We start from the raw sequence: 24584 nt of genomic DNA, 5'->3' as shown, positions 1-24584 counted from the left end.
GTCCTCGCGGCCCATCGGGACACCTTGATCACTAGCTGCGCAGCCCCCGGGCGCTGCGGCCGGTCCTTGATCGCGGGTTGGGCCCTGCCCTGGTCGTGACCAGGCCTTTTCTGTAACCACCCAAGGGCCAAAACCGCGATCACCAGCACCAATGGGCCAGTGTCGGCGCGCGGGCTGGTTGGCGATCAGGGGAAGGTGCTGGCCCGGCCTCCGGGCTTGCCCAGGGAGGGCCGAGACCGCCGAGGAAGCAGGGCTCGGCCCCGGAAGTCGAGGAGGCCGGGCTCGGCCCGGGGAAGAGGTCCCCACCGGTCGCGCTCGCACCGGGTGGTGGGCATCGGAGGTGTCGGTCCGCGAGCCGGTGGGGACGTGCGGGCAGGCGGGAAGGCCTGCGGGAGAAACGGCGCGGGTCAGACCAGCTCGGCGAGCTGCTGGTCGAGGTCACGGGCGGCGGGGACCGCGGTGTGGCGGCGCAGCCTGCGGCGGACCTCGTCGGCGCGCCGGGCGTTGCGCCGGGACCGGGTCGCGGTCAGCAGCGGGATCGACTCGGTGGCCAGGGCGCAGCCGTTGTCCAGGTTGCCAAGGTCTATCTGCACGCCGGCGCGGCGCAGCAGGTAGGTGGCGTGGTCACGGACCTTCTGGGCCGGGTGGGCGAGCAGCGCCTGACCGAGCCAGCGGTCGGCGGACGGCAGATGCCCGAGGTCGATGTAGCAGCAGCCGACCTGCGCCTGGAACTCGGCCTCGTCGAAGTAGACGGCCCACGGCGGGTCCTGCGCCTTCGCGTGGCTGAACGCGGCCTCCGCGATGCCCAGCTCACGCATGCAGGAGACCTGGTCGCCGAGCGCCGCGTGCGCGCGGGCCATCCGCATGTGCAGCATCGCGCCGACGCGGCCGCTGACCCCGGCCGCCGTGCGCACGGCGGCGTCGGCCAGCTCGATCGCCTCGGCCGGGCGGGAGAAGTCGACGCACTGCAACGACATGTTCTTCAGCACGTTGGCGCCGAGCAGCCGGTCGCCGCCCACGTGCGCTGCGTGCAGCGCGGTCACCCAGTACCGCTGGGCCGCCGTCTGGTAGCCGGCGTCGAACGAGACCCAGCCGGCGAACCGGGCCAGCTCCGCGGCGACGACGTGCAGCTGGCGGCCGATCCGCTCCGAGTAGCGGCCGCGGGAGAGCAGCTGGGTGACGACGCCCAGCTCCGCGTCGACCAGGCGGCGGACGCTCTCGCCCCCGAGCCGGTCGTCCATCACCCGCAGGCCAGGGATGTTGTGCGCGATCCGGTGCACGATCTGCTCGTCGACGAGGCCGCCGTCGAGCGCGCCGGCCAGGTGCGCGGGCTCCAGCCCGAGCCACTCGTTGGCGAGCACGGCGACGCCCGACCCGGTGATCGTCAGGAAGCCCCGGCGGTCGGTGAGAGCGTCCTGTACGACGTCGGTGAGGGCGCTGAGGCCGCCGGCCTGTGTCCAGGGGTAGTCGGTGCGGACGTTGTCGCCCGTCGGTAGCCAGGACGGCCAGGGGTGGGACTCCAGCCGCTCGGTCGGCACCCCCAGCTCGGTGGCCAGGGCGAGCTGCGACACCCGGTCCGGGATGACGCCGCGGTGCTCCCAGCGCCACACCTTCTGCCGCTCCGCGGCCATGTTGGCTACGCCCAGGTCCCGCGCCCGCTTGGCGACGACTCGGGCGAGCTTCTGATACGACCAACCCCGTTGGGCGCGGACGAAGGCCAATGGGTGTGCGCAGGCCTGGGCGTTCTCCGTCAGCATCGACGATCTCCTCCGGATTGCGTGCACAAATATCCGTGGCGACAGCTGGGTCAGGGGCAGGGGTCCCTGCCGGTCCCGTTGGTGGGATCGGCCGGGGTATCGGCGGGACATCCTTGGCCCACCGCTCCCTGCGAGACCGCCCCCCGCGGCCCTGCCTTTCTCGGGTCCGCGAGCGCTCCACATCCGGTGGCGGTCACTGCGTGTCGCCCGACGAACGTTTCGTAGGCGCACGGCAACGCTATGTCGCGACATCTGCCATCGATAGTGTTGACCGCAGTGCGTTGCGTGCATTGAGGCCACAAGTGGCCCACTCGTGGGCCCCGAGTGCACACCCCCGGACAATCGCCGCCGTCGGGCCAGGCCCGGCTGGGCCGGCCATCTACGCCCTGATCAGCCAAGATGGCGGCAGGGGTGACGTCGCGGGCGGATCCGGATCTCGTCGAGATGGTCGTGCAGTCGGCCGTGACGACTGCGCCGGGCCCAAAGACCAGCTTGACCGTGGCGCCGACCCAAGTAGCACTCGTGAGCCACAAGGGCCGCGCGCGGCCCCCGCCGAGGCCGGATTCGCGTGTCTGGGCGGAGATCGGCGCCTCGGTTGGCACGGTCGGCGTGCCGGCCGCCGTGCCTCTGTGTAACCGAGATCGGCCACGGATTGTAACTGGTTGTGGTAGCCGAATCAGGCTGGCGCGGCCCGGTCGCCCGATGGGTCCGGGCGGGTCGGGCCGACCGTCGGGAGGCCGTTAGCGCAACAGGTGGCCGGCGGGGCGATCCGGCCGGACGGGGCCGGAGTCGGGATCGATCTGGGCCGCGACCTCGTGGCCGTCCGGGTCGTTGACGACCAGTGGCGCGTCGTCCGGAATGGACCTCTTCACCATGGCCAGTGCCACCGGGCCCAGCTCCGCGTGCATGCGGGACGAGCCGACGAAGCCGACCTGCCGGCCGGCGGTCGTCACCGGCGAGCCCGGCGCGGCGACCGCGCCGTCGAGGTGCAGCAGGACCAGCCGGCGCGGCGGCCGGCCGAGGTTGTGCACCCGGGCGACCGTCTCCTGGCCTCGGTAGCAGCCCTTGTCCAGGTGCACGGCACCGGTGAGCCAGCCGACCTCGTGCGGGATCGTGCGGTGGTCGGTGTCGGCCCCGAGCCGGGGGCGCTGGGCCGCTATCCGGATCGCCTCGAACGCGTCGAGCCCGGCCACCGTCGCGCCGGCGGCGCGCAGCCGCTCCGCGACCGACGCCAGCCCGGACCGCTCGATCAGCAGATCGACGCCGTACGGCATCCGGCGGGCCAGCACGTCCGGCCCGAACCGCGCGACCGGGTAGCGACCGGCCTCCGCCGGCAGTCCCGCGGCCCCGTCACCCGTGGGCGCCGCCCAGTCGGCCGGCACGTCCGCCGCGTCTGCGCCCAGTGCCTGGGCGACCGTCGCGGCGGCCTGCGGGCCCACCAGCGACAGCACGGCCGTCGCCGCCGTCACGTCCGCCGGCTCGACCCGCAGCAGGAAGCGCATCGACTCCAGGAAGCGGGTCAGCGCGACCGCGCCGCTGGAGGCGTCGCCGGCCGGCTCGACGTCGATCAAGGTCGCCTGGCCGTCGTCGGCGAGCACCAGGTGATGCTCGACGTGGCCATGCGGGGACAGCAGCAGCGCCTCGGTGCCGCGCAGCGGACGCAGCGCGCTCAGATGCTGCGAGGTCAGGCTGTGCAACCAGGTCAGCCGGTCCGGCCCGGTGACGCGGACCACGCCGCGGTGCGAGCGGTCCACCAGCACCGCGCCGGTCGAGGCCAGGCGCTGCTCCCGCAGGGGGTCGCCGTAGTGGGCGGCCACCCCCGCGTCGACGCCGTCCGCGGCGACCGCGCCGGGCAGGCCGAGCAACGGCGACCGGTAGCCGGCGGTGGCGGTCAGGTCGGAGGCAGTGGCGGCGTCGCTCATACCTCTAGTCAACCCTCGCCATGGGCAGAACAGTCCGCGCACCGGCCCGCCAGCGCGACGTGGTCGACGTTCACGGTGAAGCCGAGCTCCCGGCGCAGGTCGTCGACCAGCCCGGCCAGCCGGTCGGGGGACAGCTCGCTGATCGCGCCGCACGCGCCGCAGACCAGGTGGATATGCCGGTCATGGCCGGTGACGTGATAGGTCGGGGCTCCGTGGGTGAGGTGCGCGTGCGACACCAGCCCGAGATCCTCGAGCAGGTCGAGTGTGCGGTAGACGGTCGAGATGTTCACGGCGGTCGCGGTCCGGCGGACCTCGGTGACGATCGCCTCGGGCGTCGCGTGGCCCAGCTTCGCGACGGCCTCCAGCACCAGCTGGCGCTGCGGCGTGAGCCGGTAGCCCCGGCCGCGCAGCCGGACCTGCCAGTCCTCGCGCGACTCGTCGCCCGGCGCCGCGGGGCCGGGCGACGCGGAGTCGGCCGGCACGGCGGTATCGGTCGACACGCCGCGCAGACCGTGGCCGGATGATCCATGGCTGTGCGGCCCATAGACGTCGGGCGGCATAGCGTCAAGTCTAGGCGGGCGCGGTTGGTCACAGCGCGCGCCGGACTGACGGTCGCCTGGGGCCGACCAGACCGGCGCCGGGCGGCCACCGCCAGGTGGCCCATGCGGGCGGACCGCGCTGGCGGCGGGTCGTGGCGAGGTCGTGGCGAGCGAGAAACGAACGAGGAGGGTGGCCCGTGGCGGACTCGGTGGCGGTCGTCTGGGATGGCGAGCGGGCGGTACCGCATGACCTGGCGACCCCGTTGCTGCGGGCCGACGACGGCGCGGTGCTGCGCGGCGACGGGCTGTTCGAGACCCTGCGGACCCACGACGGGCGGATCTTCCTTCTCGACGAGCATCTGACCCGGCTGGCGTCCTCGGCCGCCTCGCTCCGGCTCGCCGTCCCGCCGGCCGCCGCGTGGCGCACGCTGGCGCTGGCGGCGACGGAGCTCTTCCACGCGGGCGGCGGGCCGGGTGATCCAGGCGCGACCGCCCTGGCGGGGAACGCCGGCCAGGACGGACGGCTGCGGCTGGCGGCGACCCGTGGGCCGGCCGGTGGCGCCCCGGTCGTCTACGCGCTGCTTGAGCCCGTCCCGCCCGCGGTCGCGGCGGCCAGGGTGACCGGTGTCGACGCGGTGACGCTCTCGCTCGGCGTCACGGCGACCGGCCGGCGGGACACGCCCTGGCTGCTGCCCGGCGCCAAGCACCTGTCCTACGCGGTCCCGATGGCCGCGCAGCGGTTCGCCGAGGCCGCCGGCGCCACCGAGGCGGTCTGGGTCTCGGTGGACGGTGAGGTCCTGGAGGGCACGACCTCCTCGGTCATCGCCGTCGTCGGCGGCCGGGCCTACACCCCGCCGCCGGCCGAGCTCGGCCTGCTCGCCGGCACGACGGTGGCGGCGGTGGCCAGGCTGGCCGAGCGGGCCGGCCTCACCGGCGGGGTCACCGAGCGGCGACTGGCCCTCGACGAGCTGCGGGCGGCAGAGGAGGCGATGCTCGTCTCCAGCATCCGTGGCGTCGCCCCGCTGGTCCGGCTGGACGGTCGGCCGGTCGGCACCGGTGCCGTCGGCCCGGTCGGTGTCACGTTGCGTGACGCCCTGGAGCTGGCCGTCCGGCGTGGCGCGCTGGACTGACGAAGGCCCGGTGGCCAGGCGTCCGCGAGCCCCGGCCAGGTGACCCGCGAAAAATGCGTTGCCCACCCACCCGGGTCGCGCGTAGCGTCGTCGGTACACGGGAGAGGAGGTGGTCCAGACTTGTGTAGTAGTTGGACTCGTGAGGTGACTGTCAGCTAGGCCGGTCTCCTTGTGCTCACCTCCTTGGTGTCCCTGAGGGCACCGGCCGGCGAGTACCAGGCAGTCACCGGGCCCCCGGGTGCCGTCGTTCAGTCCCGACGGCCCGCGCACCGCTTCTGCGGGCGCGGAGCAACCCGGGGGTTTTCACGTTCCGGGCCGGCCACGCCCCGGGACCTGCCCCGATGAGGTCCGTCAGGCCGTCGGACCGCGGGACTGTGCGGGAAACGGCGAAACGAGATCTGGCCCTACGCCGGCCCGAGCGGGCAGGATCGCCCTATGCCGACCCTCGTCCTGCTCCGCCATGGCGAAAGCACCTGGAACCAGAAGAATCTGTTCACCGGCTGGGTGGACGTCGACCTGTCCGAGAAGGGCGTCAAGGAGGCCACCCGCGGCGGTGAGCTGCTGCGCGAGGCCGGCGTGCTGCCTGACGTCGTGCACACGTCCGTGCTGACCCGCGCGATGCGCACGGCCTGGCTGGCCCTCGACGCCGCCGGCCGGCTGTGGATCCCGGTGCGGCGCAGCTGGCGGCTCAACGAACGCCACTACGGTGACCTGCAGGGCCGGGACAAGGCCGAGACGCTGGAGAAGTTCGGCGAGGAGCAGTTCATGCTCTGGCGCCGCTCGTACGACACCCCGCCGCCGGACATCACACCGGGCCAGGAAAGTGGCGTCGACGACCGGTACGCCGAGCTCGCGCCCGATCTCATCCCGGCGACCGAGTGCCTCAAGGACGTCGTCGTCCGGATGCTTCCGTACTGGTACGACGCGATCGTGCCTGACCTGCGGGCCGGGAGCACGGTGCTCGTCACGGCCCACGGCAACTCGCTACGCGCGCTGGTCAAGCACCTGGACAGCATCGGTGACGCCGACATCGCCGCGCTGAACATCCCCACCGGGATCCCGCTGCGCTACGAGCTGGACGACGACCTGAAGGTCATCTCGTCCGCCTACCTCGACCCGGACGCCGCCGAGCTGGCCGCCGCCGCCGTAGCCGCCCAAGGGAAGAGCCGCTCGAAGGCGCGCTGAGCGCGCCGCTCGCGGCCCTTCCGGCCGAACGCTCCGCGCCCGGCCAGCGCTGTATCGACGAGTAGGTACGCGACTCGGCCGATCACATCCAGGGTTCAGGCCGTGGCTGGGTCACGCCGGACGGTGCCTGAAAAACCAGTCGGGGGTCCGGTGGAACCGGACCCCCGATCTTGACTCGTGGTCAGGCGGACTTCTCGCCGGTGACGAGGTAGACGACGCGGCGGGCGACGGAGACCGCGTGGTCGGCGTAACGCTCGTAGAAGCGGCCGCACAGCGTGATGTCGATCGCCGCCTCCATGCCGTGCGTCCACTCCCGCTCCAGCAGGATGTGGAACAGCTGCCGGTGCAGGTGGTCCATCGCGTCGTCGTCGGCCTCGAGCTCGGCGGCCAGCTCGGTGTCCCGGCTGGCGATGACCGAGCCGGCCTTGGCGACGATCCGCTGCGCGACCTGGCCCATCTCGGTGATGGTGCCGGTCAGCTCCGGCGGCACGGCCTTGCCTGGGTAACGGCGGCGTGCGACCTTGGCGACGTGCAGCGCCAGGTCGCCCATGCGCTCCAGGTCGGCGACGATGCGCAGGGTGGTGACGATCACCCGGGCGTCGGTCGCGACCGGCGCCTGGCGAGCGAGGATGTCGAACGCGCGCTCCTCGATCTCGTTGCGGAGCAGGTCGACGGTCTCGTCGGCCGTGATGACCTGCTCGGCGAGCTGCAGATCGGCGTCCAGCAGCGCGGTGGTCGCGCGGGCCATGGCCGAGGCGACCATGCTGCTCATCTCGACGAGGGACACCGTGATGCCCTCGAGCTCCTCGTGGAAGACGTCCCGCACGGGCGGACTCCTGTTCTGATCAAACCGGTCAAGGCCGTTCGGGTCCTGGCATCCGCCCGGCGAGTCACAACCGACCGCGGCTTCGCGTGTACGGCCACACCTGGTCATAGCCCCGGGACTCGTCGACCCGAGATCGCTGGTCTTCGGATGGGTTGACGATGCGGCGACCCAGTCGCGGACCGGTGAACGGAGACGTTAGCGGGGATGAACACCTGACGACGAACCGCCGTGGAGAACCGTTCGGCGGATCCCGGAGGGCCGCACGACACCTAGCATTCGGCGCGTGGGCGACAGGTCGGTGAATGACGTGACAAGCATGCTACGGTACGCGATCCCGTCCGTACCGGCCTGCGTCGCCGTGTCGAGATCGACCGCTGTGCGCCTGGTGTCCGTGCGTCCGGTGTCCGTTCTGGCCCCGTCGTGTTCCCCGGGAGACCGCCGATGAGCACGCCGAGCCCCGCGCCCTCCGGATCCCTGCGTGAGAACGACCGGCCGGGCCCGCCGGCGGTCGCCGGCGACGAGTCCGCCGACTCCCTGCCCGCCGACCAGCTGCGCCGGCTGGTCTCGGCGTTGCCGTCCGGGGTGGTCGTGCTGACCACCCATGACGAGGTGGTGATGGCGAACCCGGCCGCCCGCGCGATGGGTGTGGTGATCGACAACCGGATCGGCGTCCCGTCCGTCGCTGACATCGTCCGGCGCACCCGCCGGGCCGGCGCCGGCCTGGACGGCCAGCTGGACCTGCCGCCGGTGCCGCCACCGCCGCTCACCCGGCCGCGCCCGGACCAGGAGCCGCTCGCCGTCCGGGTCCGGACCAGGCCGCTCGGCGGCGTCGGCCACATCGCGGTGATCCTCGACGACGTCACCGAGTCCCGCCGGGTGGACGCCGTCCGGCGTGACTTCGTCGCGAACATCAGCCATGAGCTCAAGACCCCGGTCGGCGCGCTGCACGTGCTCGCCGAGGCGGTGTACGCCGCGAGCGACGACCCGGTCGCGGTCCGCCGGTTCGCCGACCGGATGACGCACGAGTCCGCCCGGCTCGCCCGGCTCGTCCAGGAGATCATCCACCTGTCCCGGCTGCAGGGCGCGGACCCACTGCCGGAGCTGCGGCCGGTCGCGGTCGACAACGTCACCGCCGAGGCGGTGGACCGCAACCGGCTGGCCGCGCAGACCCGCGGCATCTCGGTGGCTGTGATCGGACAGACCGATGCCGGCGTGCTCGGCGACGAGGCGCAGTTGGTGACAGCGGTGGCGAACCTGCTGGAGAACGCGGTGAACTACTCGCCGCGTGGCACGCGGGTGGGCCTCGGGGTGCGCTCGGCCGGCGACATGGTGGAGATCTCGGTCGCGGACGAGGGCATAGGGATTGCCGAGAAGGACCTGGAACGCGTCTTCGAGCGCTTCTACCGGGCGGATCCGGCCCGGTCCCGGGAGACCGGCGGCACCGGGCTGGGCCTGGCGATCGTCAAGCACATCGTGACCAACCACGGCGGCACGGTCGGCGTCTGGAGCTCCGAGGGCGCGGGGTCCACGTTCACGCTGCGGCTGCCGTCGTACCACGACGACCTCGCGGACGGCGACGACGCGCCGGAGACCGCGCCGCAGCTGATCATTCCGGTGACCGCCGACGGCGCCGCCGAGGCACCGGAGAGCGGATCAACGGCCCGGAAGGGCGGCGAGGTCGGCGAACGGGCTGACGGCGGTCCCGCGGGCGCGGACGATCGAGACGACGACCTGGACGCCCCTCACGAGGCGGGCGTCCCGGACGAGCGGGGCCTCCCTGACGGGGCGGAGGCGCCGGACACTACGTCGGCCCGGACACAGCAGCCGGGACCGAAGACCAGGACCACCAGGTCGAGCAAGGGACGGACGGCCGGGAACAGGACCGCCGGCACCTGACCACAGGTGAACGACTGACCGGTCGATGAACGACCGCTCAGGCACGATCAGGAAGCCGACGAGAACAACGAGCCGCCACCGGCGACCGCGAGATCCGCGGGACCGGCCGGCCCGCGAAAGGAAGAGTGACCGGGTGACCCGCCTGCTCGTGGTGGAGGACGAGGAGTCGTTCTCGGAGGCGCTGTCCTTCATGTTGGAGCGCGAGGGATTCGACGTCGCGGTGGCCGCTGACGGGCACGCCGCGCTGTCGGATTTCGAACGGCACGGGGCGGATCTGGTGCTGCTCGACGTCATGCTGCCCGGCCTGTCTGGCACCGAGGTGTGCCGGGCCCTGCGGCAGAAGTCGTCCGTGCCGGTGATCATGCTCACCGCTCGGGACAGCGAGATCGACAAGGTGCTGGGCCTGGAGCTCGGCGCCGACGACTACGTCACCAAGCCGTTCTCGGCGCGTGAGCTCGTCGCCCGGATCCGGGCCGTGCTGCGCCGCCGGGGCAGCGAGCCGGACGAGGCCGCGCCGGTGACGCTGGAGGCCGGCGGCGTCCGGATGGACGTCGAGCGCCACGTCGTGACCGTGCACGGCGCCGCGGTCGCGCTGCCGCTCAAGGAGTTCGAGCTGCTGGAGATGTTCCTGCGCAATACCGGCCGGGTACTGACCCGAGGGCAGCTGATCGACCGGGTCTGGGGGTCGGACTACGTGGGCGACACGAAGACGCTCGACGTCCACGTCAAGCGGCTCCGGGCAAAGATCGAGTCCGAACCGGGCAACCCGCGGCACCTCGTAACCGTCCGAGGTCTTGGCTACAAGTTCGAGCCGTAGGACGCCCGGCCAGTGCGGCCGGCCGGGCGCTCCGCCCGGCCGGCCGACGGCGGCCTGCGTTCGTGTCTCTGCGCGATCCCGCGGGCCCCGACGGGTGGCCGGCGAGCAGCCGTGGGGCAGGAGACCAGCATGGGCGCGTACCGTCGTACGTCGCTCGACCACGCGTCAGCGGGTGTCGAGGGAGGTCGGCCCGGCTCGGCTGCGTTGTGGCCGGGGCGGTGCGGACGGTGCACGACACAGGGGGACGGGCAATGCGGCTGAGGTTCTCACCGACGGCGCGGGCGGAGAAGGACGGGCCCGAACCGGTCGCGGACGCCGGTGGTGGCCGGGTGCTGCCCGGTGTGGTGGTGCCACGGCGCTCCGCGGTCGCGTCGACGACGCTCGTTCCCGCGGGGGCGGCTGCCTCGCCAGGGGCATCCGCGACCGCTGGGGCAGCCAGCCCGGGGGCCGCCGGCCCGCTCGCAGGCCCCGACGGCACCGCGGCCTCGGCGGTGGTGAGCCAGCCGCGGGCGACGGCCGTCGCCCTGCCAGCGCCGCCCGCCCAGCCGATGCGGCTCGGCGTCATCGACATCGGCTCGAACACCGTGCATCTGCTGGTCGTCGACGCCCACCACGGCGCGGCGCCGAGGCCGGCCGCGAGCGTGCGGGTGCCACTGCGGCTGGTGGAGCTGCTGGACGACTCGGGCGCGCTGTCGGTCAGCGGCGAGCACGCCCTGGTCGACTGCATCCTCGACCTGCGCCGGCAGGCCGACGAGCTGGCCGTCTTCGACCTCGTGGCGTTCGCCACATCCGCGTTGCGGGACGCCACCAACAGTGACGACGTCCTCGCCCGGCTGCGGTCGGTGACGGGCGTCGGCGTCGAGGTGCTGCCGGGTGACGACGAGGCCCGGCTGACGTTCCTCGCGGTGCGCCGCTGGCTCGGCTGGAGCGCCGGCCGGCTGCTCGCGCTGGACATCGGCGGCGGCTCGCTGGAGATCGGCGCCGGCCTGGACGAGGAGCCCGACGTCGTCGCCTCGCTGCCGCTGGGCGCGAGCCGCCTCACCCGGGACTGGCTGACGACGGACCCGCCGAGCCAGCGTGAGCTGTCCGCGCTGCGCCGCTACGTCCGGGCGCAGGTCGCGCCGGTGGTCGGCAACCTCTACCACGTCGGCGAGCCCACCCGGGCGGTCGCGACGTCGAAGACCTTCCGCTCGCTGGCCCGGATCGCGGGCGCCGAGCCGTACAGCCGAGGCCCCTACGTCCGGCGGGTGCTGCGCAGGACCGACCTGGAGGCGGCGGCGAAGGTGGTCTGCCGGATGTCCTCCACCGAACGGACCTCGCTGCCCGGGGTGTCCGCGTCCCGGGCCGCGCAGCTCGCCGCGGGGGCGGTGGTCGCCGTCGAGACGATGGACCTGCTGTCCGTCGACGAGGTCGAGATCTGCCCGTGGGCGCTGCGTGAGGGCATCATCCTGCGCCGGCTGGACACCCTGAAGCTTGGCTGAGCCCTCGCCGGGCCGCCACGGAGAGTGAGATCGCCTGGGTCGCCGCCGGACGGGGCACCCCCGCCGTGATGGCCTAGCCTGGGAGCGGGCCGTGCGGGGGCTGGCCCTGGATCGCGGAAGAAGGTGTTCGCGTGCGGGTGGGTGTCCCGGCGGCCAAGGTCGCACTGTCGACGGCGTCGACCTACCCCGAGTCGACGCCGGCCGCCTTCGAGATGGCGGCCCGGCTGGGCTACGACGGCGTCGAGATCATGGTCTGGACGGACCCGGTCAGTCAGGACCCGCGGGCGCTGAAGCGGCTGGTGGACTACCACGGCATCCCGGTGGTCGCGATCCACTCACCCTGCCTGCTGCTCACCCAGCGTGTCTGGGGCACCGACCCCTGGGGCAAGCTGGTGCGGGCCCGCTCGGCGGCCGAGACGCTCGACGCGAAGACCGTCGTCGTGCACCCGCCGTTCCGCTGGCAGCGTGACTACGGGCGGGACTTCATCGCGGGCATCGAGCGGATGGCGCAGGAGACCGACATCCGCTTCGCCGTCGAGAACATGTTCCCGCTGCGAGCCCGTGGCCGGGAGGTGTCGGCCTACGCGCCGGACTGGTCGCCGATCGAGGACGGCTACCGGCACGTCACCCTCGACCTGTCGCACACCAGCGTCTCCCGCTCGGACGCGCTGGCGATGGCCGACGTGCTGGGTGACCGGCTGGCCCACGTGCACCTGGCCGACGGCGTGGGCTCGGCCAAGGACGAGCACCTGGTCCCCGGCCGCGGCACCCAGCCCTGCGCCCAGCTGCTCGAGCGGCTGGCCGCCCGGGGCTTCGACGGCACCGTCGTCGTCGAGATCAACACCCGTCGCGCCGAGACCCGCGCGCAGCGGGAGGCCGACCTCGCCGAGGCGCTCGCCTTCACGCGGCTCAACCTCGCCGCGCCCGCCGCGGCGGCCAGTCCCGGCGGCCTCGTGCTGCCCTGATCTGGGCGGATGCCGTCGGCGCCGGCGCGGATCGGTGCCACGATTGCGGGCATGGGTTCACGTTCGCTGTTCGACCCGCTGGTCGACGCCTATGACGCGGCACGGCCCAGCTACCCCGACGCGCTGTTCGACGATCTGGAACGGCTCACCGGTCGGCCGATCGCCGGCGCCGACGTCGTCGAGGTGGGCGCGGGCACCGGCATCGCGACCCGTGAGCTGCTCGGCCGTGGCGCTCGGGTCGTCCCGTTCGACATCGGCGCGGGAATGCTCGGCCGGCTGCGGGCCCGTACCCCGGGAATTCCGGCGGCGCTCGGTGACGGCGAGGCGTTGCCGCTGCGGGCCGGGGTCGCCGACCTGATCTGCTACGCGCAGGCGTGGCACTGGATGCGGGTGCCGGTCGCAGCGGCCGAGGCGACCCGGGTGCTGCGTCCCGGCGGCGCGCTCGCCGTCTGGTGGAACGACGTGGACGCCGAGGACGAACGCTGGTGGCAGCGCCAGCAGGACCGGCTGGAGGCGATGAGCCCGGGGTACACCCGCGGCTACCGGACCAGGCCCTATGCCGACGAGCTGCGCTGGACCGGGCAGTTCGCCGAGGTCGTCACCCTCGCCGGCCGCTGGGTCCGGCGCCTCGATGTCGACACCTACCTGACCTGGCTTCGGTCGAAGTCCTATGTGGCCGCGATCGGCGACCAGGAGCAGGACTTCCTCGACGCGGAGCGTCGCTCGATGCTGCGGGCCTTCCCCGACGGAGTCATCGAGGAGCCGTTCCGCACCCTCCTCGTAGTCGCCCGCAGGCCCTGAGACCAGGAGCGGGGCCGTAGCCTTGCGAGCGGTACAGGCGCGGGTGGGCTGAGGAGCGGGCATGAGTGTGACGATCGTGGGCGTCGGCCGGCTGGGCGAGGCGTTGCTGGCCGGGCTGCTGCGCTCCGGCGTCGAGCCCAAGGAGATCGTGGTCGCGGAGAAGGACCCGGCGCGGGTGGCGCGGATCTGCGCCCAGCACGGGGTCACGGCGGCCACCCCGGACGAGGCGGTGGCCGGCGCCGACGTGGTGATCGTGGCCGTCAAGCCGCACGACATGGCCGGGCTGCTGGCCGACATCGGCGCGGCGCTGGCCCCGGGCGCCTTCGTGGTGTCGCTCGCGGCGGGGATCACGCTGACGTTCCTCCAGGACGCGCTGCCCGCCGGCACGCCGGTGGTACGGGTGATGACCAACACGCCGCTGCTGGTCGGCGCGGCGATGTCGGCGATCTGTGCCGGCCGGCACGCGGGGGACGACGAGCTGGCCCGCACCGAGGAGCTGCTCGCGGCCGTCGGCCGGGTCGTCCGGGTCCCGGAGTCGCAGCTCGACGCCGTCACGGCGTTGTCGGGCAGTGGCCCGGCGTACTTCTTCTACCTGGTCGACGCGATGATCGAGGCGGGGGTGCTGCTCGGCCTGCCCCGCCCGCTGGCCACCGAGCTGATGGTGCAGACGGCGCTCGGCTCGGCCCAGATGCTGCGCGAGACCAGCGAGCACCCGGCGCTGCTGCGGGAGGCCGTCACGTCACCGGCCGGGACGACCGCGGCCGCGCTGCGCGAGTTCGACCGCCAGGCGGTGCGGGGAGCGATCCTCGACGCGCTGGTGGCGGCCCGTGACCGTTCCGTCGAGCTCGGTCGCCCCAGCTGAGTTCGGTGGTCCGCGCCGAGCCAGGTGGTACTGTCCGGCAACCGCTGCCCTGGCCGCGGCCGGCGCGCCGGGCGGGGCTGCGCGCTGACTGGCCGTGTCAGGGCGGCCACCCATCCAGGCCGGTGCTGGGCGGTAGGCTCACCCGGTAGCTCTCCTCCACACAGATCGGTTGTATTCGTGGGTTCTGTTATCAAGAAGCGTCGCAAGCGGATGGCGAAGAAGAAGCACCGCAAACTTCTCAAGCGAACCCGCGTCCAGCGCCGCAACAAGAAGTAGTCGGTAAGAACGCCCCGAGACCCCCGACGTCGCGCGCCGCGCGGCCGGGGGTCGACTGGTGTGCGGCCTCGGGTGCGCGATCGCTGGTGGCGACGCGCATCCGGCCAGGCGTAGGCCGATCCGGCACGCGGCAGGACCCATGAACGCCGTGCGGCTACTCGTTCGGGCAGCACCTTCGCGCCCCGGCCGCAGACCGCGAGCGTCTCGGCCCGGCTGCGAGGCATGTATCCCGGAGGTTTCCTCGGCGCGGTTCCGTCCGGCTGGGACCTTGGTCCTGTGGGACGCTGCTCGCCGGGTGGCAACGGGGCCACCCGTGCGTCTGCGGGGTGCGACTGATGACGTCGAGCGAGGCGAGCACGGGCATCGCGGCCGGGGCGGGCGACGGCGCCCGCCCGGCGGGGTGGATCAACTTTCTTTCTGACTACGGGCTCGACGACACCTGCGTCGGCGTGGTCCACGGGGTCATCGCCCGGCACGCGCCGGGGGCCAGGGTCGTCGACGTCTGCCACGCGGTCGCCCCCCAGGACATCGAACATGGCGCCGGCCTCCTGGCCGACAGCGTCTGCTACCTGCCGGTCGGCGTGCACCTGGCCGTCGTCGAACGGCTCGACGTCGCCGTGGGCGGCGCCCAGGCGCGGCCCGAGGGGCGGCCCGAGGGGCGCCCCGCGGCCACGGCCACGCGTGGCGTCGCGATTCGCGCGGCCGACGGATCGACCTTCGTCGCCCCGGACAACGGCCTCACCTCGCTCGCCTGGGACATCCTCGGCGGGGTGACGGCGGCCCACGAGATCTCCAACCCGGCGCTGTGGCTACCGCTGCCGAGCGTGGTCTTCCGCGGCCGGGACGTCTACGCCCCGGTCGCCGCGCGGCTCGCCGCCGGGCTGGCGCTCGCCGAGGTCGGGCCGCGCATCGACGCCGAGTCGCTGGTCCGGCTCACCCGGCCGGGCTGCGTGGTCGACGAGGACCATCTGCACGCCCAGGTGCTGGCCGTCGACCATTTCGGCAACCTCTCACTCAACGTGACCAGACAGGATCTTGAGGCCGCCGGCGTACTGCTCGGTGACGACGTCGAGATCCGCGCCGCGGGGCGTCAGCACCTGCTCCCGTTCACCCACACCTACGGTGACGTGCCGGTCGGGCAGGCGGCGCTGTGCGAGGACGCGCTGCGCCGAGTGATGCTCGCCGTCAACTGCGGCCGCGCCGGCGACCTGCTGCGGCTGCGACGCGGCGACGCCGTCGTCATCGGCCAGCCGCCGCGTGAGCCGGGCTCCGCCACCGCCTCCGGGTCGGCGGTGGGGGCCGGGGCCGCGGGGCGGCCGGCGTCCGTCGTCAGCCTGCCCGCGCTCACCTGAGCCGCCGCCGGCCGCGGGTGACCTCCGGGTTGCGAGCGGGCGACGGCCGTCGGACCGGTAACGCTACGCAGTGGTTTCGCGCCAGGGCAGGCGTACGATGACCGGGACGCCAAGGCACGGACCGGATCTGACGGCGCCCTGGGAGCCCACATGAGACCACGCCGCGTGCTTGTCACCGGTGTGTCCCGTCCACTCGGCGCGGACGTCGCCCGAGCCCTCGCGGCCAGTCCACAGATCGAGACCGTGATCGGGGTCGACACGGTCGCACCGGGTGACGACCTCGGCCGGACGAGATTCGTGCGCGCCGACATCCGCAACCCGCTGATCGCCAAGGTGATCGGCACGGCCGGCATCGACACGGTCCTGCACCTGAACCTCATCGCCAACCCGGTCGTCGCCGGTGGCCGGACGGCGATGAAGGAAATCAACGTCATCGGCACGATGCAGCTGCTCGCCGCCTGCCAGAAGTCGGAGACGGTCAGCCGGCTCGTCGTCCGGTCCACGACGACGATCTACGGCTCGTCGTCGCGCGACCCGGCGCTGTTCACCGAGGACATGGAGCCGCGCCAGCTGCCGCGCGGTGGCTACGGCAAGGACGCCGTCGAGGTCGAAGGCTACGTAAGGGGTTTCAGCCGCCGCAGGCCGGATATCGCCGTGACCGTGTTGCGGTTCGCGAACATCCTCGGCCCCGGCGTCGACAGCCCGCTGGCGCGTTACTTCGAGTTCCCGGTCGTACCAACCGTGCTGGGTTTCGACCCGCGCATCCAGCTGCTCCACTCGTCTGACGCGCTCGCGGTGCTGCTACGGGCCGCCGGCGGTGGGCACGCCGGCACGTTCAACGTCGCCGGTGACGGCATCCTGCTGCTCTCGCAGGCGGTTCGCCGATCCGGCCGGCCACCGATCCCGATACCGTTCCCGGCGGTCAGCTCGCTGTCGAGGCTCGCCAGCCGGCTGCGAGTGGTGGACTTCCCGCCCGAGCAGGTCGGCTTCCTCGCCCACGGCCGCGCGGTCGACACGACCCGGCTGCGCGAGGTCTTCGGCTACACGCCGCGTTACACGACGGCGGCGGCGTTCGACAGCTTCGTGCGGGAACGCGGGCTGCGCCCGACGATCGACCCTGAGCAGGTCGTCCAGGCCGAGCAGGCCCTGCTCGGCCTGATGGCCCGCCGCCGGCTGGTGGGTGCGCCGTGACCGCGGCCGGTCAGCCGCCGCCCGGCGAGGCCCAGATCATCCCGCTGGCGCGCCCGGCCCGCCGGGCTGGCGCGAAGGCGGCCAACAAGCCTCCGATCGCCGAACCGCGCGGCGGCGACTCCGAGTCGCCGGGTGCGACGATCTCGCCGATGGGCCGGTCGTCCTCGACCAGCCGGATGCCGCCGGTGCCGAGTTCCCGTCCCACCCCTGATGCCGGTGCCGCGACGGCCGGTACGCCGTCGCCGAGCGCCGGAGCGGTGGGCGCGGGGGCGCGGCCGAGCTCGCGGCTGCGACCCGGATCCGGGCCGGCGGCGAATCCCGGGCCGTCGGACGACGCCGCGGCAGCGGATCGAGCGGCCGCCACGGATCATCAGGCCTCGTCGAGCCGGCCCGGCTCGTCGCGCCGACCGGCGTCCACGCGCCCAGCGAGGACGGCCACCTCCCGCATCGGCGCCGACCGTCCGGCGGCGCCGGAGGCCGACGCGCCTACCCCGGCGTTCGATGACGGAACGGCCGCGCCGGCGGCCGCCTCCGGCCGTACTGCCGCGTCCAACCGAACTGCCGGGGACGATCGGGCTGCCGGGGCCGATCGGGCTGGCGGGGCCAGCCGGGCTACCGCTTCGAAGCGGTCCGCCGCGTCCACCCGAGCCGGGTCCTCCAGCCGCGCCACCGGCTCCGCCCGAGGCGGCTCCGCCGGCACGCCAGGTCCGGCCGAGGCGGCGGCGAGCATTGGTGACCCGGCGGCCAAGGACGACACCGCGACTGGCGCTGCCGCCGCGCGTCGCCGCGCGCCGCGGGCGAAAGCCGGCCCGCCGACGGCCGGCGCCACCAGCGGTTCCGCTCGGTCTGGCGCGGGAGGATCCGGGCGGTCCAAGGCCGCCCGGGTCGTCGCCGAACAGGCCGACGGCGCACCCGAACCACCGACCGACCTCCGGGCGCCGCGCCCGACACGGCGCGACGACGAGCGCGTGTCGGAACGACCCGCGGGCCGGGCCACCCGAACGCGTACGGCCGCCGCCTCGACGGCAGACCCGATGGCCACCCCGCTCATCACCCCGCCGAGCGCCGGGGAGGAGCCCATCGCCGATCCCGCAGGCCTCGAACGCGCGCTCGCCGGCATGCTCGCCTTCCTTCGGCGGCGGATCACCGGCGACTACGAGGTCGACGAGCTCGGCTTCGACGCCGACCTGACCGAGCACGTCGTCGCCCCGCTGCTGCGTCCGGTCTACCGGAACTACTTCCGGGTGGAGACCCGGGGTCTGGAGAACGTTCCCGACACGGGCGGCGCCCTGGTCGTCGCCAACCACTCCGGCACGCTGCCGATCGACGCGCTGATGACCGCCATGGCGCTGCTGGACCACCACCCGGCCCATCGCTACCTGCGGATGCTCGCCGCCGACCTGGTGTTCTCGCTGCCGTTCCTGGCGCCGATGGCCCGCAAGACCGGCAACACCCTGGCCTGCCAGGCCGACGCGGAGCGGTTGCTGGGCAAGGGCGAGCTGGTCGGGGTCTGGCCGGAGGGCTTCAAGGGGGTCGGCAAGCCGTTCTCGGAGCGGTACAAGCTGCAACGGTTCGGCCGCGGTGGCTTCGTCTCGGCGGCGCTGCGCACCGGGGTGCCGATCATCCCGTGCACGATCGTCGGCGCCGAGGAGATCTACCCGATGCTGGGCAACGCCAAGACGGTCGCCCGGCTGCTCGGCCTGCCGTACTTCCCGCTGACGCCGACGTTCCCCTGGCTCGGCCTGCTCGGCATGGTTCCGCTGCCGTCCAAGTGGCTCATCGAGTTCGGCGAGCCGGTGGACACCTCGTCCCTCACCCCGGCCGCCGCCGAGGACCCGATGCTCGTCTTCGAACTCACCGACCGCATCCGGGAGTCCATCCAGCACACCCTGTACGGCCTCCTCATGCAACGCCGCTCAGTCTTCTTCTAGGGCCGCTAGGGCCGCCTCCGACAACGTCCGCCCGCTCCGCGCCTTGATCATGATCGCGAGTTTGGCCCTCAAGCGGCTGTGACCAGGCTCGATTCACGACCACCCGAGGGCGAAAACGGCGATCACTACGCCGGGCCGACCGCCTAGGCCTCGCCGTAGCGGCGCTTGAGGGCCATGCCGGCGGCGACGCCGCCGGCGAGGGCGCCGAGCCCGGCCGCGGTGGGGATGCCGACCTTGGCCGCCTTGCGGGCGGTGCGGAAGTCCTTGATGGTCCAGTCGCGGTCCTTGGCGGCGGACTTCAGATCCGGGTCGGGGTTGACCGCGACGGGATTGCCGACCATGGACAGCATCGGCAGGTCGTTGATCGAGTCCGAGTATGCCCAGCAGCGGGTCAGATCGAGGTGCTCCCTGTCGGCGAGCGCGCGGACGGCCGCGGCCTTGCCGGGCCCGTGCAGGGGGTCTCCGACCAGGTGGCCGGTGTACCGGCCGTCGACGACCTCGGAGACGGTGCCGAGAGCGCCGGTCAGGCCAAGCCTGCGGGCGATGATCGAGGCCAGCTCGACCGGTGTGGCAGTGACCAGCCAGACCCGGTGGCCGGCGTCGAGGTGCTGCTGCGCGAGCGCGAGGGTGCCCGAGTAGATCTGTTCGGCCATCCGCTCGTCGTAGATCTCCTCGCCGTAGCGGACGATCTCGCTGACCTCCCGGCCGGCCACGAAGGCGAGCGCCGCCTCCTTGGCGTTGTGCATGCCGTTCGGGTCCTCCATGCCGCGCAGCCGGTAGCTGACGTGCTGCCAGCCGAACTTCAGCAGGTCGCGCGAGTCGAAGAAGTCGCGGGCCGCGAGCCCCCGGGCGAAATAGAAGATCGACGCGCCGGCCATCATCGTGTTGTCCACGTCGAAGAACGCGGCCGCCGTGGGGTCCGGCGGTGGCTTCGGCGTGGCCTCGGCCGCCACCTTCAGCGCGGCGGTCGCCGCGGCGTCGGCGGCCGCGGCGTCCGCGGCGGTCGTGTCATCCTTGTGCGGTCGCAACCACATCTCATCTCCCGGCTGTCCACGGCTTGTGGCGCTCGGCTTCCGCGGCGCGTCGCGGGCGTCGCTGAGTGGCGCGCGGCGGGCCTGCGTCACCACTGTGCGTGACCAGGTCCGGCCGCCATCCTGCCATCCGGACGGCGGTCCGGGAGCCGGCCCGCCCGCCGCGCGCGCGACCGGCGCGCCGGGAAGCCCTGGCGTGTCCCGTGGCTCTGCCACTGGTGCCTCCGGAGGCGAGAAGAAGGACCATATCCCGTACTCCTTAGGCGTGCGCACCCGAGCCTACGGCCCACCAGCCGGTGCGCGTCGCAGGAACTGCGCACCACACGCGGCTCGTTCCCCGCTCATGGGTACGGGCGGCGGACACGTGGTGACAGCGGCCGGACGTCCAGGTGACGAACAGGTTTGCTGGCCGATGGTGATCGATCGGACATGATGGGTGACCGATCGGACCGGTGGCCGGTCGCGCGCCCACGGCAGCCGGCCGAGCCGGGCCCCACGCAGAGCCGGGCCGGACCGGGCCCACGCCGGTACCCGTTCAGCCGGGGGCAGACTCGACAGGACGTGGTGACGGTTGACGATGTCGACGGGAGCAGCCGTGAGCGAGGCTCGGATCACTCTGATCAGCAGGGTCGGCTGTCATCTGTGTGAGGACGCCCGCGCGGCGGTCGCCCGGGTCGCGGACGAGACCGGCGTCGGCTGGCGAGAGCTGGATGTGGATGCCGACCCGGCGCGGGCGGACGAGTACGGCGACCGCGTGCCCGTCGTCCTGGTCGACGGTCGCGAACACGGCTACTGGCGGGTCGAGGAGGCACGCCTGCGCGACGCCCTCGCCGGTCGCCGCTGGTCGCTGCGCTGACCCGTCCCGACCGTCTGGTCGACGGCGATACCACCATCCGAAACTTTGTGAACTCTTTCACGAAGTCGTAGACTCACCCCCATGCTCGGGCAGGTGCCGCGCGCGGTCGGCGTGGTCGCTGGCCGGGCGTGCCGGCCGGGTGCGTCTGCCGGTCGCCCCAGCTGGACAGCCGGCGACCGGGACACAGCTCCCCGCCTCGACAGACTGAGCCTTTCCTTCGTGGCCTCCGACCAGGGCTCGACGACCTGAGGCCTCGGTGAGACGGCAAGGGCTCACTGCTGCCGCGGACCACGCCCGGCCGCGGCCAGACCGCTGGAGGAGCCGCGCGTCATGAGCCCGTCCCGGCGCCCGTCGAGGGAGAAACGACCCCGCCCAGCGGTCCCCGAGGCGACAGTCGCCCGGCTGCCGCTCTATCTGCGGGTGCTCACGGGTCTGGCCGATGACGGCGTCGAGACCGTGTCGTCGGACACGCTGGCCGCCGCCGCCGGGGTCACTTCGGCGAAGGTTCGAAAGGACCTCTCGCACCTTGGTTCCTACGGCACCCGAGGCGTTGGCTACGACGTCGACGTGTTGCTGGACCGGATCTCGGCGCGTCTCGGGCTGACCGAGGACCGGGGCGTGATGCTCGTCGGAGTAGGTAATCTCGGGCACGCGCTCGCGCGCTATGGCGGTTTCCCGGCGCGTGGGTTCCGGATTGTCGCGCTCGTCGACGCCGATCCCGCTCGTGCCGGTGAGCTCGTCGGCGGGGTGGAGATCCGGCCGGTCGTCGAGCTGGAAAGACTGATCGAGGACTATCAGGTGACGATCGGTGTGATCTGTACCCCGGCCGCGGCGGCGCAGCAGGTCTGCGACCGACTGGTCGCCGCGGGGGTCACCAGCATCCTCAATTTCGCCCCGGTTGTGCTGTCCGTGCCTGACGGGGTCGATGTGCGTAAGGTCGATCTGGCGGTCGAGCTGCAGATCCTGTCGTTCCATGAGGCCCGCAAGCGCCCGGACCGGTCCGCCGAGCCGCGCATCCGGCCGGCTGCCCCGGGCACGCTCCCTCTTGAGGGGGCAGTCGGCGCGCTCTCCCCGGACGGGGCGACAGGCTCGCGGCCCGAGTTGCGCACCCTGGCGACGGAAGGGCGCACCCTGGGAATCGCCCCGGCGGAGCGCGGGGACGCGGAGCCGGCGCCTACAACGGCGGCCGGAACGGAGGCCGTGATGCGGCTGGCCACAGGAAGTGAGGGCTCGTGAGCCTCCTCGCCGTCGGGCTGAACCACCGGACCGCGCCCAACGCCTTACTGGAGCTCGCCGCGGTCTCGGGCGACGACGCCCCGAAGGTCCTCGGCGAACTGGTCCAGGCCGACCACGTGGTCGAGGCCGTAGTGCTGTCCACCTGCAACCGCACCGAGATCTACGCCGAGGTCGACACGTTCCACGGTGGCCTCGCCGACATCTCCGACACGCTGTCCCGCGTCTGCGGGGTCGAGCTGTCCGAGCTGTCGCCGCACCTGTACGTCCATCACGAGGCGCGCGCGGTAGGGCACCTGTTCTCGGTGGTCTGCGGCCTGGACTCGATGCTCGTCGGCGAGAGCCAGATCCTCGGCCAGGTCCGCGGCGCCTTCCGCGGCGCCCAGGAGGCCGGCACGGCCGGCGGTGCTCTCGCCGCCCTGTTCCAGACGGCGATGCGGGTCGGGAAGCGCGCTCACAGCGAGACCTCCATCGACGCCGCCGGAGCGTCGATCGTCTCGGTCGGCCTGCAGATCGCCGCCGGCAGCCTCGACGTCCAACGCCCGGAGCGGCTGTCCACGGACGTGACCGGGCTCGACGGCGCCACGTCGGAAGCCGAGCTCACCGACTCGGCCAGCCAACCCCTCGTGGGCTGCCGGGTACTCATCATCGGCGCCGGCTCGGTCGGTGGCCTGACGGCGGCGACCGTCCGGCGGGCGGGTGCCGTCGACCTGGTGGTCGCGAACCGCACTCCGGCCCGGGCCGCGGCGATCGCCGAGAACCATGGTGCCCGCGTCGTGGGCCTGGCCGACCTGCCGCACGAGGTCGGCCAGGCCGACCTGGTGGTCTCCTCGACCGGGGCCACCGGCCTGGTGGTGACCTACGAGATGGTCGAGGCGGCCTCGGTGGGCCGGTCCGGCCGGCCACTGGTCTTCCTCGACCTCGCCCTGCCGCACGACATCGACCCGGCGGTGCGCGCGCTGCCCGGAGTGACCCTCGTGGACCTGGAGTCGCTGCGGGTCGCGCTCGACGGCGCGCAGGTCTCGCACGACCTGGAGGCGGTGCGCGCGCTGGTGGCCTCCGAGGTCGCCGGATTCCTCAACAAGCGCGGGGCCGTCCGAGTCGCGCCGACGGTTGTCGCGCTGCGGGCCCAGGCCGCGGCGATCGTGCAGGACGAGCTGGACCGGCTGCGTGGCCGGCTGCCCGACCTGGACGCCCGGGAGTGGGAGATGGTCACCGGGACCGTCCGGCGCGTCGTCGACAAGCTGCTGCACGCGCCGACGGTGCGGGTCCAGCAACTCGCCGGCGGGCCTGGTGGCGACTCCTACGCCGAGGCGCTGCGTGAACTCTTCGACCTACCCAGGGAGGTGCCGGCCGTCGTGTCGGCCCCCGACCTGCTGGAGCAGCCGTGACCTCCTCGTCCTCGACCTCGCTGTACCCGCTCGGCCCGGCCGGCCGCCGGCCCGCCGCCGCGGCCCGGCAGGCGCCGGCCTCGGCGGGTGAGGCCGGCGGGCTCCCGAGCCGGCTGCGGCTGGGCACCAGGCGCTCCGCGCTCGCGCTCGCGCAGTCCGGAATGGTGGCCGACGAGCTGCGTACCCGGCTCGGCATCGAGGTCGACCTGGTGCACGTCGTCACCGAGGGCGACCGCAACCGGGCCGAGATCAGCCAGCTCGGTAGCACCGGCGTGTGGGTCAGCGCCCTGCGTGAGGCGCTGCTGTCCGGCGAGGTCGACCTGGCCGTGCATTCGCTCAAGGACCTGCCGACGGCGCCCCCCGAGGGCATCACGCTCGCCGCGATCCCGCCGCGTGAGGACGTCCGCGACGTGCTCGTCTCGCCGACCGGCCGCACGCTCGCGCAGCTCGGTCCCGGCGCGCGGATCGGTACCGGCGCGCCTCGCCGGGCGGCCCAGCTGCGGGCGCTCGGACTCGGCCTGGACGTGGTGCCGATCCGCGGCAACGTGGACACCCGGATCAAGAAGGCGATCGACGGCGAGGTCGACGCCGTCGTGCTGGCCCGGGCCGGGCTCGCCCGCCTGGACCGGCTGGACGCGATCACGGAGCTGCTGGAGCCGGAAGTGATGCTTCCGGCGCCGGGCCAGGGCGCGCTCGCGATCGAGTGCGTGGCCACGACGCTCGCTCCGCTGACCCTGCTGACGGTCGGCACCCCGGAGGACCAGGGGGCGGTCACGGGGATGAGCTGCCCGGTCGCGCCCGGAAGCGGAGTTGAGATTCCGCTTGAGCGGCTGCTACGGTTTGTGCTCGACGATGCACCGTCGTCCGTGGCGGTCAGAGCGGAACGCGCCTTCCTGGCGGCGATCGAGGCGGGTTGCACCGCTCCGGTCGGCGCGCTGGCGCAGGTTCTTCCGGCTCGTGGGCAGGCGCCTGCCAGCGAGGGTGAGGTTCGCCTGCGCGCGGTGGTCGCGTCGCTGGACGGAACGACCGTCCTTCGGCGTGAGCTGGGAGGCTCGACCGCCGACCCCGAAGCGCTGGGCAGGCGCCTCGCGGACGACCTGCTGTCCGCAGGAGCACACACGCTGATGGGAATCCGCTGACGT

The 24584-nt window shown here is 73.3% G+C and carries 22 protein-coding genes; 16 read left to right on the top strand and 6 right to left on the bottom strand.

All coding sequences use genetic code 11. The annotated features are described in order from the left end of the window. Positions 1–407: 407 nt before the first annotated feature. The 3 genes from FRAEUI1C_RS31485 to FRAEUI1C_RS31475 form a co-directional block, all read right to left on the bottom strand. Positions 408–1757, bottom strand: a complete 1350-nt coding sequence (locus FRAEUI1C_RS31485; protein ID WP_013427427.1) for an NsdA family TPR-like regulatory protein — start codon at positions 1755–1757, stop codon at positions 408–410. Between the two features lie 740 nt (positions 1758–2497). Then, positions 2498–3679, bottom strand: a complete 1182-nt coding sequence (gene ygfZ, locus FRAEUI1C_RS31480; protein WP_013427426.1) for a CAF17-like 4Fe-4S cluster assembly/insertion protein YgfZ — start codon at positions 3677–3679, stop codon at positions 2498–2500. Between the two features lie 8 nt (positions 3680–3687). Next, positions 3688–4239, bottom strand: a complete 552-nt coding sequence (locus tag FRAEUI1C_RS31475; protein WP_013427425.1) for a Fur family transcriptional regulator — start codon at positions 4237–4239, stop codon at positions 3688–3690. A gap of 176 nt (positions 4240–4415) precedes the next feature. On the opposite strand from FRAEUI1C_RS31475, the gene FRAEUI1C_RS31470 reads away from it, so the two are divergent. Then, positions 4416–5348, top strand: a complete 933-nt coding sequence (locus tag FRAEUI1C_RS31470) for an aminotransferase class IV (RefSeq protein WP_013427424.1) — start codon at positions 4416–4418, stop codon at positions 5346–5348. 435 nt (positions 5349–5783) lie between these two features. Next, positions 5784–6533 carry a phosphoglyceromutase gene (locus FRAEUI1C_RS31465; RefSeq protein ID WP_013427423.1) on the top strand — a complete coding sequence of 250 codons (750 nt, stop codon included), beginning with the start codon at positions 5784–5786 and terminating at the stop codon, positions 6531–6533. 181 nt (positions 6534–6714) lie between these two features. On the opposite strand, the gene phoU is transcribed toward FRAEUI1C_RS31465, so the two are convergent. After that, positions 6715–7359 carry a phosphate signaling complex protein PhoU gene (gene phoU, locus FRAEUI1C_RS31460; protein ID WP_013427422.1) on the bottom strand — a complete coding sequence of 215 codons (645 nt, stop codon included), beginning with the start codon at positions 7357–7359 and terminating at the stop codon, positions 6715–6717. A 441-nt stretch (positions 7360–7800) separates the two neighbouring features. Between phoU and FRAEUI1C_RS31455 the strand changes: the two genes are divergently transcribed. The 9 genes from FRAEUI1C_RS31455 to FRAEUI1C_RS31420 all read left to right on the top strand — a co-directional run bounded on the left by FRAEUI1C_RS31455 (position 7801) and on the right by FRAEUI1C_RS31420 (position 17000). Continuing rightward, positions 7801–9255 (top strand): sensor histidine kinase, encoded by a 1455-nt coding sequence (locus FRAEUI1C_RS31455; protein ID WP_013427421.1) that lies wholly within the window; start codon positions 7801–7803, stop codon positions 9253–9255. A gap of 133 nt (positions 9256–9388) precedes the next feature. Further along, complete coding sequence (locus FRAEUI1C_RS31450) at positions 9389–10072, top strand: response regulator (RefSeq protein ID WP_013427420.1); 684 nt, start codon at positions 9389–9391, stop codon at positions 10070–10072. A 251-nt stretch (positions 10073–10323) separates the two neighbouring features. Beyond that, positions 10324–11553: a Ppx/GppA phosphatase family protein gene (locus FRAEUI1C_RS31445; protein ID WP_013427419.1), complete on the top strand. Its 1230-nt coding sequence runs from the start codon at positions 10324–10326 to the stop codon at positions 11551–11553. Positions 11554–11684: 131 nt separating this feature from the next. Beyond that, on the top strand, positions 11685–12518 hold the full coding sequence (locus FRAEUI1C_RS31440) for a sugar phosphate isomerase/epimerase family protein (protein ID WP_013427418.1): 834 nt from the start codon (positions 11685–11687) through the stop codon (positions 12516–12518). Between the two features lie 51 nt (positions 12519–12569). Continuing rightward, on the top strand, positions 12570–13319 hold the full coding sequence (locus FRAEUI1C_RS31435; RefSeq protein WP_041259774.1) for a class I SAM-dependent methyltransferase: 750 nt from the start codon (positions 12570–12572) through the stop codon (positions 13317–13319). Positions 13320–13380: 61 nt separating this feature from the next. Beyond that, entirely contained in the window at positions 13381–14181 is an 801-nt protein-coding gene (gene proC / locus FRAEUI1C_RS31430) for a pyrroline-5-carboxylate reductase (RefSeq protein ID WP_013427416.1), read from the top strand. A 24-nt stretch (positions 14182–14205) separates the two neighbouring features. Further along, on the top strand, positions 14206–14457 hold the full coding sequence (locus FRAEUI1C_RS42325) for a 30S ribosomal protein bS22 (protein WP_497006514.1): 252 nt from the start codon (positions 14206–14208) through the stop codon (positions 14455–14457). 335 nt (positions 14458–14792) lie between these two features. Further along, positions 14793–15809, top strand: a complete 1017-nt coding sequence (locus FRAEUI1C_RS31425; protein WP_013427415.1) for an SAM hydrolase/SAM-dependent halogenase family protein — start codon at positions 14793–14795, stop codon at positions 15807–15809. A 150-nt stretch (positions 15810–15959) separates the two neighbouring features. After that, positions 15960–17000 (top strand): NAD-dependent epimerase/dehydratase family protein, encoded by a 1041-nt coding sequence (locus FRAEUI1C_RS31420; protein ID WP_013427414.1) that lies wholly within the window; start codon positions 15960–15962, stop codon positions 16998–17000. Positions 17001–17010: 10 nt separating this feature from the next. Here the strand turns inward: FRAEUI1C_RS31420 and FRAEUI1C_RS31415 are convergent, their stop codons facing one another. Beyond that, complete coding sequence (locus FRAEUI1C_RS31415) at positions 17011–17364, bottom strand: hypothetical protein (RefSeq protein WP_041259773.1); 354 nt, start codon at positions 17362–17364, stop codon at positions 17011–17013. Between the two features lie 670 nt (positions 17365–18034). Between FRAEUI1C_RS31415 and FRAEUI1C_RS31405 the strand changes: the two genes are divergently transcribed. After that, on the top strand, positions 18035–18931 hold the full coding sequence (locus FRAEUI1C_RS31405) for a lysophospholipid acyltransferase family protein (protein ID WP_013427413.1): 897 nt from the start codon (positions 18035–18037) through the stop codon (positions 18929–18931). Positions 18932–19074: 143 nt separating this feature from the next. On the opposite strand, the gene FRAEUI1C_RS31400 is transcribed toward FRAEUI1C_RS31405, so the two are convergent. Beyond that, complete coding sequence (locus tag FRAEUI1C_RS31400) at positions 19075–19965, bottom strand: HAD family hydrolase (protein ID WP_013427412.1); 891 nt, start codon at positions 19963–19965, stop codon at positions 19075–19077. A 592-nt stretch (positions 19966–20557) separates the two neighbouring features. Here FRAEUI1C_RS31400 and FRAEUI1C_RS31395 point away from each other — a divergent pair. The 4 genes from FRAEUI1C_RS31395 to hemC all read left to right on the top strand — a co-directional run bounded on the left by FRAEUI1C_RS31395 (position 20558) and on the right by hemC (position 24581). Next, positions 20558–20818: a glutaredoxin family protein gene (locus FRAEUI1C_RS31395; protein WP_013427411.1), complete on the top strand. Its 261-nt coding sequence runs from the start codon at positions 20558–20560 to the stop codon at positions 20816–20818. A 330-nt stretch (positions 20819–21148) separates the two neighbouring features. Further along, positions 21149–22054, top strand: coding sequence for a redox-sensing transcriptional repressor Rex (locus FRAEUI1C_RS31390; RefSeq protein ID WP_013427410.1), 906 nt, complete (start codon positions 21149–21151; stop codon positions 22052–22054). After that, positions 22051–23442 (top strand): glutamyl-tRNA reductase, encoded by a 1392-nt coding sequence (locus FRAEUI1C_RS31385; protein WP_013427409.1) that lies wholly within the window; start codon positions 22051–22053, stop codon positions 23440–23442. The genes FRAEUI1C_RS31390 and FRAEUI1C_RS31385 overlap by 4 nt, the downstream gene beginning before the upstream one ends. Continuing rightward, positions 23439–24581: a hydroxymethylbilane synthase gene (gene hemC, locus FRAEUI1C_RS31380; protein ID WP_013427408.1), complete on the top strand. Its 1143-nt coding sequence runs from the start codon at positions 23439–23441 to the stop codon at positions 24579–24581. The genes FRAEUI1C_RS31385 and hemC overlap by 4 nt, the downstream gene beginning before the upstream one ends. Positions 24582–24584 lie beyond the last annotated feature (3 nt).

Source organism: Pseudofrankia inefficax (assembly GCF_000166135.1).
Taxonomy (GTDB): Bacteria; Actinomycetota; Actinomycetes; order Frankiales; family Frankiaceae; genus Pseudofrankia; species Pseudofrankia inefficax.
Note: the sequence above shows the minus strand (reverse complement) of the source record. Positions and strands in the feature narration are given on the sequence as shown.

Bases quoted from the DNA above. Each gene is read 5' to 3' on its own strand.
- FRAEUI1C_RS31485 (WP_013427427.1), bottom strand. From the start codon at position 1,757: ATGCTGACGGAGAACGCCCAGGCCTGCGCACACCCATTGGCCTTCGTC.
- ygfZ (WP_013427426.1), bottom strand. From the start codon at position 3,679: ATGAGCGACGCCGCCACTGCCTCCGACCTGACCGCCACCGCCGGCTAC.
- FRAEUI1C_RS31475 (WP_013427425.1), bottom strand. From the start codon at position 4,239: ATGCCGCCCGACGTCTATGGGCCGCACAGCCATGGATCATCCGGCCAC.
- FRAEUI1C_RS31465 (WP_013427423.1), top strand. From the start codon at position 5,784: ATGCCGACCCTCGTCCTGCTCCGCCATGGCGAAAGCACCTGGAACCAG.
- FRAEUI1C_RS31455 (WP_013427421.1), top strand. From the start codon at position 7,801: ATGAGCACGCCGAGCCCCGCGCCCTCCGGATCCCTGCGTGAGAACGAC.
- FRAEUI1C_RS31445 (WP_013427419.1), top strand. From the start codon at position 10,324: ATGCGGCTGAGGTTCTCACCGACGGCGCGGGCGGAGAAGGACGGGCCC.
- FRAEUI1C_RS31435 (WP_041259774.1), top strand. From the start codon at position 12,570: ATGGGTTCACGTTCGCTGTTCGACCCGCTGGTCGACGCCTATGACGCG.
- proC (WP_013427416.1), top strand. From the start codon at position 13,381: ATGAGTGTGACGATCGTGGGCGTCGGCCGGCTGGGCGAGGCGTTGCTG.
- FRAEUI1C_RS31425 (WP_013427415.1), top strand. From the start codon at position 14,793: ATGACGTCGAGCGAGGCGAGCACGGGCATCGCGGCCGGGGCGGGCGAC.
- FRAEUI1C_RS31420 (WP_013427414.1), top strand. From the start codon at position 15,960: ATGAGACCACGCCGCGTGCTTGTCACCGGTGTGTCCCGTCCACTCGGC.
- FRAEUI1C_RS31405 (WP_013427413.1), top strand. From the start codon at position 18,035: ATGGCCACCCCGCTCATCACCCCGCCGAGCGCCGGGGAGGAGCCCATC.
- FRAEUI1C_RS31400 (WP_013427412.1), bottom strand. From the start codon at position 19,965: ATGTGGTTGCGACCGCACAAGGATGACACGACCGCCGCGGACGCCGCG.
- FRAEUI1C_RS31390 (WP_013427410.1), top strand. From the start codon at position 21,149: ATGAGCCCGTCCCGGCGCCCGTCGAGGGAGAAACGACCCCGCCCAGCG.